The 1,859-nt window shown below is 54.2% G+C and carries 3 protein-coding genes; all 3 read left to right on the top strand.

The features are described from left to right. Positions 1-224 (top strand): hypothetical protein (locus tag ACXJ5O_RS25735; RefSeq protein WP_457302383.1); only part of this gene is annotated, 224 nt, incomplete at its 5' end. Next, the gene (locus ACXJ5O_RS25730) at positions 202-801 is read left to right on the top strand and encodes a sigma-70 family RNA polymerase sigma factor (RefSeq protein ID WP_457302382.1); all 600 of its coding nucleotides are present in this window, start codon (positions 202-204) and stop codon (positions 799-801) included. The genes ACXJ5O_RS25735 and ACXJ5O_RS25730, both read left to right, overlap by 23 nt. 1 nt (position 802) lies before the next feature. Continuing rightward, positions 803-1,597: an anti-sigma factor family protein gene (locus tag ACXJ5O_RS25725; protein WP_457302381.1), complete on the top strand. Its 795-nt coding sequence runs from the start codon at positions 803-805 to the stop codon at positions 1,595-1,597. Positions 1,598-1,859: the final 262 nt, after the last annotated feature.

Below are 1,859 nucleotides of genomic sequence, written 5' to 3'. Positions count from 1 at the left end.
GCACAACTCTGAAAAACTTGCCCAACCAGGCGGGAAAACAAGATGATAGCCTTATCTTCATCCACAGTGTGCATTCCGAATTTCATTTCGCAATTGGTGGCAAGGATGTGGCGATCGACTCGCCCGCCAGTAGCGAAGTTTCACCATGCCCGTCCGGCGGCGGCCGATGCATCACCGGTTACCAGCTCGGCGTCAACCCTCGTGGTGCAGTCGGCATCAATTGATCCCGTCGATAAACAATCTGCGCTTGGCGATAAATCGGCACGCTTTAATGCCGCGATCATTCCCCAGCTCGATGCCGCCTACAACTTCGCCCGCTACCTCAGTCGCGACGCCGATGCAGCGCAGGACATAGTGCAAGAAGCTTTCCTGCGCGCCTATCGCAGTTTCGACGGCTACATGGGCGGCGATGCACGCTCTTGGATATTTGCTATCGTCAGGAATTGCTTCCATGCTTGGTCTCAGGAGACGAAGCGGAAGCGCCGGTTTGAGATGCCGTTGTCGAGTGGCCACGAGGACAAAGAAGAACTCGGAGGTTCAGTCGAGGATATTGCAACCGAGGATGATACGCCGGAGATCGCACTGATCCGCACGTCCCAATCCGAATGCGTCCGTTCCGTCATCAATTCACTGCCAGACGATCTGCGCGAAATACTGGTGCTGCGCGAACTTGAACAACTTTCCTATCGGCAAATAGCGGAAGTCATCGACCTGCCTCTCGGCACGGTGATGTCGCGTTTGGCCCGGGCGCGGCGAACGTTTGGCAAGCTGTGGCAAAACGCAACCAATGGCGGAGAATAAGATGACACATTCCGCCGAAACGTGCCCCGACTGGATCGTCATGATGCACGGGTATATGGATGATGAACTCGACGCCGCCCATGCCCTTACATTCGAACAGCATCTGGCAACGTGCGAGAATTGTTCGGCACAATTGGAGAAGTTCAGGAAGCAACGGCGCACCATCGGTCAGGATGGCGTCAGCTGGGACCTGCCCCCCAACGTGCGAGAACGCGTGTTACATACGATCGCTCAGGAACGGACCACGCCAGATAACGCGATAAGATACAGCCGAGCTTTCGCCAATTGCCTTAACTTCATCAAGCGCTGGAGCTACATTCCTTCGCTCGCTGGTATAGCGGCCAGCCTGTTCCTTGTACTTTCCTTGCCGCCAAGGGAAGCTTCGCTTCAGGACGAACTTGTGGCAAGTCACGTTCATTCGTTGTTGGCCAGTCATTTGACGGATGTGCAAACGTCCGATCAGCATACTGTAAAGCCATGGTTTAATGGCAAAATTGACTATTCGCCACCCGTATTAGATCTTGCTGCACAGGGGTTCCCTTTGGTAGGTGGGCGCGTCGATTATATTGAGGGGAAAGTCGTTGCGGCGCTTGTCTATCGTCGCCACGCGCATGTCATCAATCTGTTCATTTGGCCCGAGGCGAATCCGGATTTGAACAGCGCTTCCTACGACGGTTACAATCTTGTCAAATGGTCAGAGAAGGGGCTGGCATTCTGGGCAGTTTCCGATGTCGAACCTTCGGAACTCGCAAAGTTTGGTCAATTTTTTGCGGGCGCTTCCAAGAACTTGAACTGAACGCAATTCAGTTGTCGCGTAGCCGCCAGTTTGGTTCTCTTCAAGTCGCTCATTGGAAATTGCTCATCCAGGTTTACAGCCCTTGGGCTACCACCTTCCTCGACGAGAGTCATACCGATCATCGGGGCTCGCCTCTTGAGGACTTAGTCGGCCAGACTCTTTTGTTGTCTGAGGCCAGGTCACCCGCAGCACGGCCTGTCATCTCGGTTTTGAAGAGCATTGAACGAGCCGTTCAATGCGATGACCGCGGCCTCTACAGTAA

Source organism: Phyllobacterium sp. P5_D12, from assembly GCF_054049495.1.
The sequence above is the reverse complement of the archived record's forward strand: the minus strand, read 5'-3'. Positions and strand labels throughout refer to the sequence as shown.

What these genes read in the sequence shown, in the direction of transcription:
- ACXJ5O_RS25725 (WP_457302381.1), top strand. Translation starts at nt 803, where the DNA reads ATGACACATTCCGCCGAAACGTGCCCCGACTGGATCGTCATGATGCAC.